14 protein-coding genes are annotated in these 15,317 nt (G+C 36.4%); 3 read left to right on the top strand and 11 right to left on the bottom strand.

Annotated features, from left to right (window positions below):
- The first annotated feature begins 1 nt into the window (after position 1).
- Together MTQ00_RS21625 and MTQ00_RS21620 are read left to right on the top strand one after the other, a co-directional pair.
- Complete coding sequence (locus tag MTQ00_RS21625; RefSeq protein WP_172276805.1) at positions 2 to 301, top strand: rhodanese-like domain-containing protein; 300 nt, start codon at positions 2 to 4, stop codon at positions 299 to 301.
- Between the two features lie 27 nt (positions 302 to 328).
- Positions 329 to 946: an HD domain-containing protein gene (locus MTQ00_RS21620; protein ID WP_273650951.1), complete on the top strand. Its 618-nt coding sequence runs from the start codon at positions 329 to 331 to the stop codon at positions 944 to 946.
- 10 nt (positions 947 to 956) lie between these two features.
- On the opposite strand, the gene MTQ00_RS21615 is transcribed toward MTQ00_RS21620, so the two are convergent.
- The 9 genes from MTQ00_RS21615 to MTQ00_RS21575 all read right to left on the bottom strand — a co-directional run bounded on the left by MTQ00_RS21615 (position 957) and on the right by MTQ00_RS21575 (position 9,370).
- Positions 957 to 1,727: an alpha/beta fold hydrolase gene (locus MTQ00_RS21615; RefSeq protein WP_273650950.1), complete on the bottom strand. Its 771-nt coding sequence runs from the start codon at positions 1,725 to 1,727 to the stop codon at positions 957 to 959.
- A gap of 16 nt (positions 1,728 to 1,743) precedes the next feature.
- Positions 1,744 to 2,688 (bottom strand): NAD(P)H-dependent flavin oxidoreductase, encoded by a 945-nt coding sequence (locus MTQ00_RS21610; RefSeq protein ID WP_172276796.1) that lies wholly within the window; start codon positions 2,686 to 2,688, stop codon positions 1,744 to 1,746.
- A gap of 180 nt (positions 2,689 to 2,868) precedes the next feature.
- Positions 2,869 to 4,236, bottom strand: coding sequence for a peptidylprolyl isomerase (locus tag MTQ00_RS21605; protein WP_273650949.1), 1,368 nt, complete (start codon positions 4,234 to 4,236; stop codon positions 2,869 to 2,871).
- 87 nt (positions 4,237 to 4,323) lie between these two features.
- Positions 4,324 to 5,247, bottom strand: coding sequence for a PfkB family carbohydrate kinase (locus MTQ00_RS21600; protein ID WP_273650948.1), 924 nt, complete (start codon positions 5,245 to 5,247; stop codon positions 4,324 to 4,326).
- Positions 5,248 to 5,274: 27 nt separating this feature from the next.
- A complete protein-coding gene (gene gldD / locus MTQ00_RS21595) occupies positions 5,275 to 5,832 on the bottom strand; it encodes a gliding motility lipoprotein GldD (protein WP_273650947.1) in 558 nt (185 codons plus the stop codon).
- Between the two features lie 44 nt (positions 5,833 to 5,876).
- Positions 5,877 to 6,911, bottom strand: a complete 1,035-nt coding sequence (gene mutY / locus MTQ00_RS21590) for an A/G-specific adenine glycosylase (RefSeq protein ID WP_273650946.1) — start codon at positions 6,909 to 6,911, stop codon at positions 5,877 to 5,879.
- Between the two features lie 90 nt (positions 6,912 to 7,001).
- Complete coding sequence (locus MTQ00_RS21585) at positions 7,002 to 7,475, bottom strand: hypothetical protein (RefSeq protein WP_273650945.1); 474 nt, start codon at positions 7,473 to 7,475, stop codon at positions 7,002 to 7,004.
- 64 nt (positions 7,476 to 7,539) lie between these two features.
- A complete protein-coding gene (locus MTQ00_RS21580; protein ID WP_172276781.1) occupies positions 7,540 to 8,901 on the bottom strand; it encodes a DUF5458 family protein in 1,362 nt (453 codons plus the stop codon).
- A gap of 22 nt (positions 8,902 to 8,923) precedes the next feature.
- Entirely contained in the window at positions 8,924 to 9,370 is a 447-nt protein-coding gene (locus MTQ00_RS21575) for a type VI secretion system contractile sheath small subunit (RefSeq protein ID WP_228456922.1), read from the bottom strand.
- A gap of 354 nt (positions 9,371 to 9,724) precedes the next feature.
- Here MTQ00_RS21575 and MTQ00_RS21570 point away from each other — a divergent pair, with 354 nt between their 5' ends.
- On the top strand, positions 9,725 to 10,771 hold the full coding sequence (locus tag MTQ00_RS21570) for a hypothetical protein (protein ID WP_172276775.1): 1,047 nt from the start codon (positions 9,725 to 9,727) through the stop codon (positions 10,769 to 10,771).
- A 63-nt stretch (positions 10,772 to 10,834) separates the two neighbouring features.
- Here the strand turns inward: MTQ00_RS21570 and MTQ00_RS21565 are convergent, their stop codons facing one another.
- Both MTQ00_RS21565 and MTQ00_RS21560 read right to left on the bottom strand, forming a co-directional pair.
- Positions 10,835 to 12,931, bottom strand: a complete 2,097-nt coding sequence (locus MTQ00_RS21565) for a M13 family metallopeptidase (protein WP_273650944.1) — start codon at positions 12,929 to 12,931, stop codon at positions 10,835 to 10,837.
- Positions 12,932 to 13,202: 271 nt separating this feature from the next.
- A complete protein-coding gene (locus MTQ00_RS21560; RefSeq protein WP_172276769.1) occupies positions 13,203 to 15,260 on the bottom strand; it encodes a M13 family metallopeptidase in 2,058 nt (685 codons plus the stop codon).
- Between the last annotated feature and the right edge of the window lie 57 nt (positions 15,261 to 15,317).

The following is a 15,317-nucleotide window of genomic DNA, read 5'->3' as shown; positions in this document are numbered from 1 at the left end:
TATGTCATTAGCAGATGTATTAAAATCCGGAAATTATCAATTAATAGATGTTCGCGAACCAATGGAACTGGAAATGGATGGTAATATAGAAGGAGCTCAAAATATTCCATTAGGTGAAGTTGAAGATAGAAAAGAAGAAATTCTATCGATAGAAAAACCAGTTGTAATTTTCTGCAGAAGTGGAAACAGAAGCGGAAAAGCGTTGGAATATTTAAATTCCCAGGGATTAAAGGACGGTTATAACGGCGGTGGCTGGGCAGACCTGAAAGCAACAATCGAAGCAAATCAAGGAACTTTTTAAGTTCCTTTTTTTATCCCTTTTAATAATATGAATCTGAAAGAAAGATTAGCTCAGAATCTCCTTCCTTACACACAGGACCAGTATTTCATTAATAAATTGTGGCAGGAAATACAGACCCAATACTCCCAAAAAGGAAGATTTTATCACAATCTGGAACATCTGACTGCTTTATTTTCGGAGCTAGAAAAGATAAAAAGTGATATTTCAGATTTTCAGGTGATAAGTTTTGCAGTATTTTATCACGATATTATTTATGATGCTTCCTCAAAAGCTAATGAGAAAAAAAGTGCTGAATTGGCGAAAATAAGGCTTAGTGAAATTAAGGTAGATAAAAAGTCCGTAGATAATATATTTCAACAGATTCTGGCAACTCAACTGCATCAAAAATCCCCAGATAATGACACCAACTATCTTTTAGACGCTGACTTATCGATTTTAGGACAAGACCCTCAAACCTATCTGGAATATACTAAAATGATCAGAAGAGAATACTCTATCTATCCTGACTTTCTATATAAACCTGGCAGAAGAAAAGTACTTCTGCATTTTCTGGAGTCGGATTATATTTTTAAAACTGACTATTTTAAGAATAAATATGAACATCAGGCCAGAAAAAATATAGAGTATGAATTAACAAATTTATAGACCAACCTTATTAAATGTGTTTCTCTATGAACTCTTTCGCCTTCTCCAATATAATTTCAGGTACTTCTTTGTGTGGTGTATGTCCTACCCCTGGTATAATATATTTCTCTGAGAATCCGCTCATCTGTCCTACTGTTTTTTCTACCTGATCTAAAGTTCCATATTCATCAGCATCTCCCTGAATAAATAGTAATGGACATATAATATCTTTCAATATATACTCGATGTTCCAATTTCTGTATCCCTCCCGAGTCCAGGTTTCTGTCCAGGCCTTGAAAAGCATTTCTACTTTATCTCCGTGGTATTTTTGCAGGCGCTCAGGAAGATTCGTAGTTTTATAAGCTTCCCATGCATCGTACACTCCTTTCAGCGTAACATCTTCAACGAAAATATGTCCTGCTTCACAAATAACGGCTTTTATTCTTTCGGGATATTTACCGGCAGTGATAAGAGCTATGGTTCCTCCGTCACTGTGCCCGAATAAAATAGCATCTTTGATGTTAAGCTCCTGCAACAACTCATTCAGAAGATCTGCTTCCAACTCCATATAATTATCGGGTCTTTCGTATGTAAGCATCGGACCTGATTTACCATATCCTAAACGATCATAAACCAGAACATTACATTGGGAAGCTTCGGAAAGTTTTTGGGGAAAATCCCTCCATAATTGGGTGCATCCAAGGGAGTCGTGAAGAAAAACCAATGTAGGCCTGTTGCCCAGTGAATTATCGTATTCTATATAAAGATTTTTTATTTGGGGTTTTGCTAAATTAACCGACATTCAAGTTATTGCTTCATTAAAATTTAGGCATTTTTACCTCTTCAAATTCATTCAGAAGGTTAGCAAAAACAGTTTCAACAGGTAGGATGTCATTGATCAATGCAGACACTTGTCCTATTTCCAGTTCTCCATCTTCCAGATCTCCTTCGAACATCCCCTTTTTTGCTCTTGCCCTACCCAAAGACGCCGCTAAAGCTTCCGCATCTCTCCCGGACTGATAAATATTTTCTAGCTCATTGAAGAATTTATTTTTAACCATCCTTACCGGAGCCAGTTCTTTTAAGGTAAGATGAGTATCTCCTTCATTCAGCTCTGTAATTTTCTTTTTCCAGTTTTCGTGGGCGCTGGCTTCATGGGTTGCCGCAAACCGGGACCCTATTTGTACACCATCTGCTCCCAAAATCATAGCCGCTTTTATCTGAGAACCTAAAGCAATCCCTCCAGCTGCAATTAAGGGCTTAGAAATGTGTTGCTTTACATTAGGGATAAGGCAGAAGGTCGTAGTTTCATCTCTTCCGTTATGTCCTCCTGCTTCAAAGCCTTCCGCTACCACAGCATCTACTCCCGCATCTTCACATTTAATGGCAAATTTTGTAGACGAAACAACATGAGCCACCTTAATACCTTCTTTCTGTAAAGTTTCTGTATAGGTTTTAGGATTTCCTGCTGAGGTAAAAACAATCTTCACTCCTTCTTCCAAAATGATTTGAATAATTTCCTCGATATTAGGATAAAGCATAGGTACATTTACGCCAAAAGGCTTGTCTGTAGCTGCTTTGCATTTCTGAATATTCTCTCTTAAAATATCGGGGTACATACTTCCTGCACCGATTAATCCCAGCCCTCCGCAATTGGAAACTGCTGAAGCAAGTCTCCATCCGGAATGCCATATCATTCCTGCCTGAATGATCGGATATTTTATATCAAAAAGTCTGGTAATCCTGTTTTGTTCTGATTCCATCCCATAAATTTTTTTAGCCGCACTAAAATCTATAAAATTACTCATGCTGTAAAAATACTAAAAAACAAAAATTTCATCCCTTTCTATTTGAAGAATATTCAGATAAATTTTCTTTTTAATTTTAATTATCCCGGATGCCATCTATAAAAAAAACCTTCAGATGATCTGAAGGTTTTTCTATTATTTCTTTAAAGCCTCTTTTTTCCAGTTTCCTTTAAACTTGCAGGAATCGTAACGGCTGTCTATCGATATAAATGTTGTTGGTAATTTGGAGTTCACAAATTTTTCAACCATTTCATTTCGCTTCTTATTAAGTGCCATTTGCTTTATTCTGTCATAATCGGTTTCCAGAGTGATCTGGTGAGAAGGAATCACATCTTCGATCTTCACAATTTTCACTACTTTTCTTTTTCTCTCGTCTTCATCATCAAAAGCACTGGTAATATCATCCTTATTAAGACCTGCCAATTCATAGCTGATAGTTCCCGGAATAGTTTCTCTTTCGATCTTATTAGAACCATCAGATCCGGAAATTACCCCACCATTGAATTTTGTTCTTTTATCATCTGAATATTTAAAGGCAGCATCTTTAAATGTAATTTTTCCTTCTGTAATAAGGGTTTTAATACTGTCTAATTTCTTTTTAGCTGTTTTAATTTCGTCTTCAGTAGGAGTAGCCATCAAAAGGATATGTCTTGCATCATATATCTTTCCTGATTTTTTCACCAATTGAATGATATGGTACCCAAATTCTGATTCTACAGGGTCTGAAATTTCCCCTTCCTGAAGGTTTAGTGCAGCCGCTTCGAATGGTTTTACCATCTGTCCTTTAGAGATATTTTTCATTAAACCTCCAGTAGATGCAGAACCCGGATCCTCAGAATAGATTCTCGCCTGGCTTTCAAATGATTCTCCACCTGCAATATCCTGTTTAATCTTTTTTAACTTATTGATCAGCTCATCTTTATGGGCTTCCGTAAGTTTAGGATACATCATGATCTGCGCTAAAGTTACTTCATCCTTAATTTCAGGTAACTGAGCTTTATACATATTATAAAAATCGGTTACTTCATTTGGCGTAACATCGGCCTTATCAGTAACTCTCTGATATTTTGCCTGCCCGTAATAGGTATCCGTGTCTATCTTTTCGATAGCATTCTTCATTTCGTAAGCAGTTCTGAACTTGTAGGCGGCTAACATTGATTTTTCGTCAGGAAATTGGGAAAGTAACTGGCTGTACTTTGCATTAGCCTGAGTTTTAATAGCAGCCGATCTGTTTTCAATCAAGGTATCCTTTTTTGCTTCGAATACAAGAAGTTTATTGTTGATCAGATTCTCCAAAAACTCACACTTATCTGTGTTGGAAGCGCCCTGCTGTTTTGCATAATTCATCTGTTCATTAACGTCAGACTCTAACACAATTTCATCTCCGATTACAGCAGCAATACCATCCACCAGGTCCCCTTGTTTTAACTGGGCCTTCATGTTAGTAGCAAACAGCATCACAAAAACTCCAAAAAGAAAAGTGATCTTTAGTTTATTTATCATTTTAGTATTTTAAACAAGTTGCAAATTTAGAATTCTTAACGAATTACACTAAATTTTTTATTATAAATATTTCTTAAAAACATCTATTTATTGTAGTTCAACGTCAAATGTTGTTAATTCTTTGAATTGTCTCAGTCTGCTGAACATATCCGATTCACTTACTTCTTCAATTCTTTCGGTCCCGAACTTCTCTACAGTAAACGAGGCCATTGCTGAACCAACGATCAATGCTGATTTCATCGTTTCAAAATCGATTTTCTGTTTCTTGGCTAAATAGGCAGCAAAACCACCTGCAAAAGTATCTCCTGCTCCGGTCGGATCAAAAACATCTTCTAACGGAAGGGCCGGAATAGCGAACACCTGAGTTTCATTGAACAGTAATGCTCCGTGTTCCCCTTTTTTAATGATCACATATTTAGGTCCCATTTTAAGGATCTTTTTTGCCGCTTTTACTAAAGAGTATTCTCCTGAAAGCTGTCTGGCTTCTTCGTCATTGATGGTAATCACATCTGTTTTGGCGATCATATCCATTAAAATATCCATCGCAGTATCCATCCAGAAATTCATGGTATCCAGGACAACAAGCTTTGGACGTTCATTCATTTTTTCCAGAACGGACAGCTGTACCCCCGGATGAAGGTTTCCTAACAACAAAATCTCTGCATCCTGCATAGAATCCGGGATTTTCGGATCAAAATTTTCCAGAACATTTACTTCTGTAGCTAAGGTATCTCTTGTATTTAAATCATTATGATACTTTCCTGACCAGAAAAATGTTTTTCCTTCTTTCACGATCTCAATTCCTTCGATATTTACATCCCTGTCGGTAAACATATCAAGATGCTCTTGTGGAAAATCCCCTCCAACAACAGAAACAATCCCTGATTTTACGCCTAAGATAGATGAAGTGATCCCGATATAAGTAGCGGCACCTCCCAAAATTTTATCTGTCTTACCAAACGGTGTTTCAATTGCATCAAATGCAACACTTCCAACAACTAAAAGTTTCATATATTTTTCAATGTATTTTAAACTGATTTATTTTTTCCATTCGAAAGTATCCAGCAGATGCTTCATATCATTCTTGATATAATTTACTGCAGGAGCCAATGAATCCGGTTTCGGTCTTGTATTAAAGTATAGATAAGCAGTTACAAAGTGTTTTGTACTGTCTGTAATGTAAAATTGAAGATTGGAAGCACTCTGCCCCTTTAATTCGTAAAAATTCCCGTAGACTTTCTTTTCGGGATATTCAAAAGACTTAGTGTCAATGGCACTGGCCTTAATGGTGTGCTCATACACCATCTTTTCAGCTTCTTTGATATGATCGGCAAAATCATTCTGAATCGGATAATAGGTAACAAAAACCTTAGCCTTCATTTTAGGATAATTCAGATAGTACCAGCAAGGCCTTTTAGCATTTGTGATCATTGCAAAATCCGAGTATTCAAAACTATAAGCACAGTCAGGATCAAATTTTTGATATTTTGGTGTGGGATATTCCAAACGCAGTTCTCCGTATGGTTTTGGGATTGGATCTTTTCCACATGAAATTAAAAGCAATGAAGCAAATATAAAAATGACTTTTTTAATCATTTTGCAAAAGTACAAATTAGATTTCAGATTTAGGAAGACAAATTTCAGTCTTTCAACGAGTTTTGGATATAGCTTTCCAGAGGCTTGGGAAAAGATTTATCCTGTGATCCCCGGTAGTCCGTTACAATATATAGATTATTTACTGTAAAATCCTCCCAGATAGCTTTTGAAGGGATTTCAACATTATAAATATCTATGGTAAGATTCTTATGGGTGAGCTTATGTTGAACTGTTTTAAGGTTTTTTATAAATATCTTGAAATCCTTAGGAAGAGAGGACGGAAATTCAAAAAGTTTCTTCCAGATAAAATCATCTTTTCTTTGTTGGATCACAAATTGGCCTTTGTAATGAATAAAATAATACTGCAGATGAAGGTCTTCTGTTTTTACTTTTTTTGTTTTAACCGGAAACTCTGAAACCTTGTTCAAAGCAAAGGCCAGGCAATCATCTTCTAAAGGACATTTTTCACACAGAGGATTTTTGGGCTTACAGATTTCAGATCCCAGATCCATCATGGCCTGATTAAAATCTCCTACATTCTCCGGCATAACTAATGACGCCAATTCAGAAAAATAAGCAAAGGCCTTTGAACCTGAAATATCAAAATCATCTGCGAAAACACGACTTAATACCCTGTAGAAATTCCCATCAACGGCAGGCATGCGTCCGTTAAAACAAATGCTCGAAACTGCAGCTGCAGTATACTTCCCCACTCCTTTTAGCCGTAATATATCCTCATACCGGGCAGGAAAAATACCATCAAAATCTGTCATGATCTGTTGGGCTGCCTTATGGATATTGATTGCTCTGGAATAATACCCCAAGCCTTTCCAGTGAAGCAAGACTTCATCTTCTTCTGCTGACGCCAGGGATTTCACATCCGGAAATCGTCTGATAAAATTATTATAATGGTTAAGCCCCTGAGCAATTCTGGTTTGCTGAAAAACAATTTCGCAGATCCATATTTTATATGGATCTTTTGTTTTTCTGAATGGTAAATCTCTGGCATTTTCCTTGTACCATCCTAACAGCTTGTTTCCGACATGAAGAAAGTCCGAATCCTTAAAATTCTTTTCCAAAAAGTGACTCTGTTTAAATAATTCAACCTGCCTTTTACATCATTTCACAAATAGGATATGAAATAAATAAAAGCATTTGCAAAGATAGAACTATTTACTTTCTGTACCTACGGTATATACTGGAGCGGATTTCAGCCATTGATACTTAAGCTTTTTCTCTTCTGCAATAAAACGGTATCCGTTAAGTTTTTTCAGAAAAACATACATGGAATCTTTTTTAAGCTTTAGCCTCTGGTTGGATAGAAACTGGAACGGATAGGTGACCACAGAGTCTCTTGTCGTTTTTTCTATCTCACCGGAAGTAAGTCTGTAAATAAAAATAGGTCTCCCGCGACCGGATGAGCTGTCTACGAGCTTTATATCTGAACTGACAAGAACCATATCACTACCGTCGATACATTCTTCTTTATTCATAATATAAGCTTTCCCTTCCTGTCTCTCATCTTCAAAAAGATCTTTTTTATAGTAATTCGGGCTTTGATATTTCTTCTCGCAGCCTATAAAAAGCATCAGGAAAACGGGTATGCAATAGGCAAACCTGGATGTAAACATATTAATTTTCATATAAATTTGGTAGAAAAAAACCGATGTAAAATTGCATCGGTTTTTATTATTTGGTAAGGATATATTAGTCCTGAGTATATTGAGACTCCCATTCGTTACCATCATCCCCTTTATGTCCGTCCAATTTAATAACGAAACTCTTTGTTGGGAAATAAGGCGTTAAACGGATATCAAGCCATACCCTGTCTTTATTTACTTTATCCTGTTCGAAACGAACGATCTTGAATTTTTCAATCAGTTTATCCGGACCTTTGATACCATCAAGGAAGGTTACAATCTGTCTTCTCAGATCATCTTCATTTTTAGCGGTCCAGTTTTCAAATGCTCTTCTGTTAAGGAAATCCAGCAAAACTTTGGTTACATAATCGAATACACGAACTACGGAATAGGTTTGAAGACCGATATTATCTCCTGTAAACAACGTTTTTGCAGAGAAGGCCATGATCTTGCCATATTCATTAACCATTGGGACCAATCCCATTTTTTCCAACTGAGAAATTTCACTCTTCTTCAATTCGAATTTTACGGCATCTACTTCGTTGATGTTACCATGTTTCTTACCGGCCGCTACCTGAGACATTAATGTTTTATGGATTTTACCGGCCAATGAAGTAGAAGGTGGAAGTTCCACATTTTCTTCTTCACCCACTTCTTCAGCTCTTCCACGTCCTACAAGCCAGTTGCAGGTCATGATTACATTACTTCTGTGAAGTTCTCCACCGGTAAGGTTCGCAGAATGAAATAAATCCACTACGTCATCCGGTTTGTCAAGATTAGCAAAATCGGTAACCAACATTACTTTGTTCTCATTACAGATCTTTGCCCATTTTTCGACTACTTTATTTGATCCTAAATAACCAGGAATGGCTAAAAGGGAATAATTGTCTCTAAGATCCAGACGATCATAATAACTCTTGAATTCTTCAGCAATAGCATCGATGAAAAGCGGATTATCAAGATCCGATAGTTGATCTAAGCTTGCATTCACAATACTTACATTATCAACCTTATCAAGTTCGGTATTTTTATAGAACTGTGCTACTGTACGATAAGATGTTTCTAACTGACGAACCGTATCCAGAGTGTTCTTTAAATTTGTTTTTAAACTATTTTCTGCCTGTTGTGCTTTATTTTTGCACACTTCTGCCATTTTATCTGCAGATTCGTTCCCTTCCAGAAGGCTTACCCAAAGATTAATCTTCTGTAGCAATTCTTTTCTTTCATCTCCTTTATTATTATCGGTGAGAAATATTTCTTTTCTTGCTTTTCTGGTAGGATTCATGTTGGCGATGCCGTCAACAACAGATTCTACAAAACCGAAACCACCAATTTTATTGAGTTCGGCAAGGGGATTACCTTTCGGTTGTCCCGAATGTTGCTGCTGGCCTTGTTGTTGGCTTTCAGCTGCCTGTAATTTACTATCCATGATTTAATGTAAAGTCTTTAGGTTATTTTTCAAGTTCTTGTGCCACTTCTTTCAACACTTCCACAAATGCAGCTCTTGTCTGCTCATTTTCCAGCATACTGCGTAGAACCTTATTGGTTTTTAGCTGGCGGACAATTTTATTATATTGTTCCTGTTCCATACTAAGTTGCTGTAAATAATCTGATTTTTGCGTAAGGCTTTTAGGAGTGAAGTCTCCCAGATTTTGAAAACGGAATTCTTCATTGATTACACTACCATCTTCCGTTTCATGTTGTACACTTATCGAAGGTTGAAAATGTTTGAAGACGTCATCCACAGTCTTTAATCCTGTTACAATTTCAGGGGTATAAGATTCATCGGTAGTAAGCTGGCTTACAATTAATGACTTATTCTCTTGGATTTCCTGAATAGCCTCATTAGCGTCTACTTTTATCTCGTTTCCGCCAACACCATAATTAAACATTGCCATATTATTATTATTTTGAGATTTTTGATTTTGGTTAGAACCGGCTTTACCCGACGAATCGAATAAGTCGCCAATCCAATGTTTAAATTTAAAAAAAAACTCCAACATACAAAATTTTGTTAAGATTTTTCTTACATTATTTAATCCTATTTGGTCTGTGACACTTAAATATGTCATTTTCACCTCACTAAACTATGAAAAATAAATAAAAATAAGCTATAAAGAGGTAAAATAAAATCCTGGTGTACTTTGCTCTTATGCAAAGATGTTAAATCCGGGACAAAATAAAAATTCTTCTTATATCTGAAAAAAATACTGAAAAAAATATTCTTTATATTTAAACAAAGAAACAGAATTATGAAAGATGTAAAGATAGCGTTTAGAAAACCAATATTTCCTGTTTCAGAAGCATTACAGCAATATCTGAAAAAACACAACAGAATAACCAAGATTCATTTTCTGTATGAAGACCTCCTGAGATTTAGTGACAGCGTAAGTATCCTGGATAATGATGGTAAAGATACTTTGTGGCTTGGGGTATTGTATTCTGAACATGAGTTTAAAGAAATAGAAGCTAATCTAAACAAGATCTATACTCTTCTTCATTCTGACGGAGATGAGGCTACTTTACCCTACCTGAAAGTGGATACAATCGACTTTTGCACCTTCGGAAATTCTAAACCTTTTCGAATCCGGGTGAGAAATATTCTGAATGACAATTACACTAACTTTTATATTAAGCAGGCAGATGCTTCCCGTATTTATGGACTGGAGCTTGAGGATCTGCTTTCTCCTAATCGAATTAACTTTCTGATTTACAAAAACACTTTAATAGAAGAGCATATTTTAGGAATTCCCGGTGATGTTTTTATTAAGAAGCACTTACCCAATTGTACGGAGCCCGAAAAAGCTCAGATCTCCAAGGAGTTTGTAAAATTCAATGAACGCTGTCTTATTGGGCTCCTTGGTGACATGCGCTCTTATAACTATGTCATTATTCCAATACATGATTTTGACCAGGTTATTTACAGAATCCGCCCCATTGACTTTGACCAACAAACTTATGAAGGAAATCTGAAGGTATACCTCCCCCAATATTTTAAAGAAAACAGTCAAATGGTCAATATGGTACTGGAAAAACTGAAACCCAGTTCCATAGAACAGTACCGTAAAGAAGTACGTTCACAAATTGTAAAAAGGGTAACCAGCAGTAAAAACAGATTTGATGAACTCATTTCTATTATGAAAAAAGAAGATCTCGCACCGGAAGCCAATGTTACAGAACTAAAGACGGCTTTGCAAAAACTCACTTACGATGTAAATTTCAAATATTGTAAAACCATGGGAGACATTATAGAAACCGGAATAAAGTTTGTGATCCGGAATTATAAAAATGCATATTAAAGAAAATCCGTCCCCACTAATGTGAGAGACGGATTTTTTCTTTTCTAACAATTTTCGGTTGAATTACCAAATTTTTATACGATCCTGAGGTGCTTTGTACAGCTTATCTCCAGGTTTTATATCAAATGCTTTGATAAATGCATCCTGATTCACCAATGGGCCAAAGGCTCTGAAATATCCAGGAGAATGCGGATCGGTCTTCACCTGATTTACCATATACTGATCCGTAGACTTAGTTCTCCAAACTGTTGCCCAGCTCATGAAGAATCTCTGATCTTGGGTAAATCCACTGATTAATCCCGGATTTCCATGATCTTTAAGGTACATCTGCAATGCATCATATGCTACCGCCACTCCACCAAGATCGCCAATGTTTTCACCGCTTGTAAACTTACCGTTTACAAAACTTCCCTTTACAGGCTCATATCCGTTATACTGAGCTGCAAGCTGTCCTACTTTTGCATCAAAGTTTTTACGGTCGGCATCTGTCCACCAGTTATTCAGATTTCCATCTCCATCGAATCGGGAACCACTATCATCAAAACCATGAGAAATTTCGTGGCCGATAACAGCTCCTATTCCACCAAAGTTAACGGCAGCATCCGCTTTAGGGTTATAGAAAGGAGGCTGAAGAATAGCGGCAGGGAATACAATCTCATTATTTGAACCGCTATAATACGCATTTACCGTTTGTGGAGTCATTCCCCACTCAGTTTTATCAACAGGCTTGCCTACTTTTTCCAGACTTCTCTGGTATTGCCAAGCGGCAACATTCTGTAAGTTAGAATATAACGTTGCTCCCTTAGATGGTGCTTCTACTTTCAATGCAGAATAATCTTTCCACTTATCCGGATAAGCAATTTTTACGGTGAACTTAGAAAGTTTTTCCTGCGCTTTAACTTTTGTTTCCGGAGACATCCAATCCATTTCATTGATATGCGTCTTGAACGATTTCAGAATGTAATCAATATAAGTTTCCATCTGCTCTTTTGCTTCAGGAGTAAAGTATTTCTCAACATATAATTTTCCAAAAGCTTCACCAAGAACGCCATTCACCAGGCTTAGCCCTCTTTTATTCATCGGACGTTGTTCTTTTTGACCCTGAAGATATTTGGAGTAGAAATCAAAACGGATTTGCTCCAGACCATCATCGAGGTTGCTTGCATTACCATTAATGACATGATATTTTAAATAGTCTTTCAATAATGGAAGATTCTTCTGTGTGATGAACTGATCCATATTCTGATAATATTTCAATTCACCTACAATAACTTTATCTGTTTTTACTCCGGCATCTGCAAGATATTTAGCCAGGTTTACATTTTTAACCAATCCTGATAGCTCAGAAACATTTTTAGGATTATATCTTAAATTGGCATCCCTGTTCTGCTCCAGGGTTAAAAGGTAGTTTGCCAATTGTTTTTCAAAGGCAACCACATTTTCTGCAGCCTGGGTAGAGTTTTTATATCCTAATACTCCGAATAGCTTTCCTACATAAGTAGTATACTCACCCAAAGTTTTGGTATTGGCTTCATTTACTTTTTGATAATAATCTCTTCCTAATCCGAGATCCGGTCCACCAAGATAAACAGCATTCATTTTAGAATTCTTCATATCTGCACCTACTCTCCATCCATAGAACGAATTGTCACCTAATCTTGTCGCATCCAAAAGATATTTTTGTAGATCATTAAGGTTTTTAATGGCATCAATTTTAGCCAGATCACCTTTAATAGGAGCTAATCCATCAGCATTTCTTTTGTTTACATCCATAAAAGATGCATACAAATTCTGTATTTTTTGCCCTTCCGAACCATCAGAATATTTTTCAGATAAGATTTTATTCAAAATATCAAGGGAAGCATCATCCACATTTTCCCTCAATGCATTGAAGGAACCCCAGCTTGCTTTATCAGACGGAATCTGTGTATTTTTCACCCAATTTCCGTTCACGTAATTAAAGAAATCATCCTGAGGACGAACACTTTTATCCATGTAAGAAAGGGTAATCCCTTCTTCTTTCACCTCTTCTTTTACGGGTTGTGTAGTTGCCACCGGAGTTTCTGTTTTAGTAGTTTTTTCTGCAGTTTTTGCTGTTCCGCAAGAATTTAAAAATACCATACCCGAAAAGGCAAGTATCCCAATATTTAGCTTTTTCATTAAAGATCGTTTTTTGATTTTACACAAACTTACCAAATATACGAATTTTCATTATGTAAGATGGTAGAATTGAGAAATTGTTAAAAGTTGAGGAATATGGCAATCAGGTTAAGAGAGTATAAGCTCCAGGATTTGAAATTAGAGAAAAAATACCGATTATTGAAATAAAAGTATAGACCCATTTCTTCCGATTGAGATTTACCAACTACTGTACATGATTTGCTCAGCAAGTAAATAAAAGCCGCTCATTTCTGAGCGGCTTCATTTATTATTACCAGATTTTGATTCTGTCCTGAGGAGCTTTATACAGTTTGTCTCCCTGTTTTACATCAAATGCTTTATAGAATGCGTCAACGTTCGTTAACGGACCGAAGCTTCTGAAATATCCAGGAGAATGCGGGTCTGTTTTCACCTGATTGATCATGTACTTTTCACTTGATAATGTTCTCCATACTGTTGCCCAGCTTAAGAAGAATCTTTGATCCTGTGTGTATCCGCTGATCACTCCAGGATTTCCTTTATCTTTCAAATACATTTGTAATGCATCATAAGCGATATTTACACCTCCTAAATCTGCGATATTTTCACCATTTGTAAAGGTTCCGTTTACGAAAGTTCCTTTTACCGGCTCATATTTATCATATTGGGCAGCAAGGGCTTTTGTTGCTTTTTCAAAGTTCGTTTTATCTTCAGGTGTCCACCAGTCTACCAGGTTTCCGTCTGCATCAAACTGAGCTCCTGAATCATCAAATCCGTGGCTCATTTCATGACCGATAACAGCTCCGATTCCACCGAAGTTCACAGCAGCATCAGCCTGAGGATTAAAGAACGGCGGCTGAAGAATAGCTGCAGGGAATACAATCTCGTTATTTACCGGATTATAATATGCATTTACCGTTTGTGGAGTCATTCCCCATTCAGTTTTATCAACCGGTTTTCCAATTTTAGCTAAATCTTTATTATACTGCCATTCTGAAACATTCTGAAGGTTTTGGTATAAAGTACCTCCTTTTGATTCTGGAGTGATAACCAATTTGGAATAATCTTTCCATTTATCCGGATAAGCAACTTTTACAGTGAATTTATTAAGCTTGTTTAATGCTTTTTCTTTTGTTGTAGAAGACATCCATGTTAAATTGTTGATGTGAACCACAAAGCTTTTCTTTAAATAATCGATCAATTCAACCATCTGAGCTTTAGCTTCAGCCGGGAAATATTTCTCAACATATAATTTACCGAAAGCTTCGCCCAGAGAACTGTTGATCAGCTCATATCCTCTTTTGTTTAAAGCTCTCTGTTCCTGCTGACCTCTAAGGTATTTTCCATAGAAAGCAAATCTCATGTTCCCAAGGTTTTCACTCAGATAAGATGCGCTTCCGTTGATCAGGTGGAATTTCAGATAATCCTTGATAACCGGAAGATTATTAGCATTTACCAATTGGTCGAAGTTTTTATAATAACCCAGTTCTCCAATGATTACTTTATCTGAATTTACTCCAACTTTTTTAAGGTAAGCCGGTAGATCAACATTTTTTACTAAAGCAGAAAGTTCAGACATCGTCTTCGGATTATATTGAAGATTGGAATCACGGATCTGCTCGTTTGTCAGATAAGTTTTAGCAATGCTTTTTTCGTAATCAACAATTCCTTTTGCAGCTTCATCAGCATTTTTGTACCCTAATTCTTTTAACATAGAAGCCACATACTTTTGGTATTCAGCAATCGCTTCCGTATTTTTTTCATTTACTTTCTGATAATAATCTCTTCCTAAACCAAGAGATGCATCGCCAAGATAGATCGCATTCATTTTAGAATCCTTAAGGTCAGCATCTACGCCCCATCCGTATAACACATTCTCTCCTTCTTTAGTTACAGAGATCAGGTAATTCTGCAGATCGGCAAGGTTTTTAATAGCATCGATTTTACTAAGGTTAGCCTGGATAGGTTTGATACCATCAGCATTTCTCTTCTGCATGTTCATATAAGTAGCATACAGATCCTGGATTTTTTTACCTTCACTTCCCTCTGCAAATTTATCCTTCAAAAGAGAATTCAAAATCGTCATTGAATTATTGTCAGTATCATCTGCCAGTTTATTGAAGCTTCCCCATGTTGGTTTATCAGCTGGAATTTTGGCCGTTTTCATCCACGTTCCACTCACGTAGTTGTAAAAATCATCCTGTGGACGTACAGATTTGTCCATTAAACTAAGGTCTAAACCTTTATCCGTTGTACTCATTACTGTTTTAGTTGTTTTAGCCTGAGCATTCACTGTATTCTGTGAGCAAATTCCCGCTAGTAAAAACAAAGAAAGCGTTAGTTTTTTCATTATAATAACAATTTATATAATATGTCTTTATATTGTAACATATGTTACGTTTACAAA

It is taken from the genome of Chryseobacterium sp. B21-037 (assembly GCF_028570785.1).
GTDB lineage: Bacteria > Bacteroidota > Bacteroidia > Flavobacteriales > Weeksellaceae > Chryseobacterium > Chryseobacterium proteolyticum.
This window is presented reverse-complemented; position numbering and strand designations above follow the sequence as displayed.